The organism is Paraburkholderia sp. SIMBA_030, from assembly GCF_046535245.1.
GTDB lineage: Bacteria > Pseudomonadota > Gammaproteobacteria > Burkholderiales > Burkholderiaceae > Paraburkholderia.
This window is the reverse complement of sequence record NZ_JAWRXB010000248.1, coordinates 1-311: the sequence shown is the minus strand read 5'-3', so window position 1 is coordinate 311 and position 311 is coordinate 1. Positions and strand designations below refer to the sequence as shown.

The window sequence follows — 311 nt, the reverse complement described above, 5'->3', positions numbered from 1 at the left end:
ATGAAATACAGTCAAATCTTGCTGTTGCCAGTCGTATCTAGCAACCTGCTGCTGGGACTCATCCACACTCAGAATTAGGCTACTTGGAATAATCCAGTCTGGCTGGTTAACGGCTGGAACAATAGTGACGTCAAGCATACCGTTGTTGGTAGTCAACAGACTCATAGCCTCAAACGAATGTTTTAAAATTTGTGTCATACGTCACTCGCAATAAGTTAATGTGAACGGCTAGCTGCCCTTTCACCAATATAATCGGTTAGTTTTTTTGCTAAATCGGTAGGGCTACCAACAAAATTGCAATACCCTGAGTC

At 42.4% G+C, this 311-nt stretch carries 1 protein-coding gene; it reads right to left on the bottom strand.

What is annotated here, in order from left to right; translation table 11 throughout:
* Nucleotides 1-198, bottom strand: a 198-nt coding sequence (locus SB772_RS39865) for a hypothetical protein (RefSeq protein WP_410838498.1), incomplete at its 3' end; no start/stop codon positions are given.
* Nucleotides 199-311: the final 113 nt, after the last annotated feature.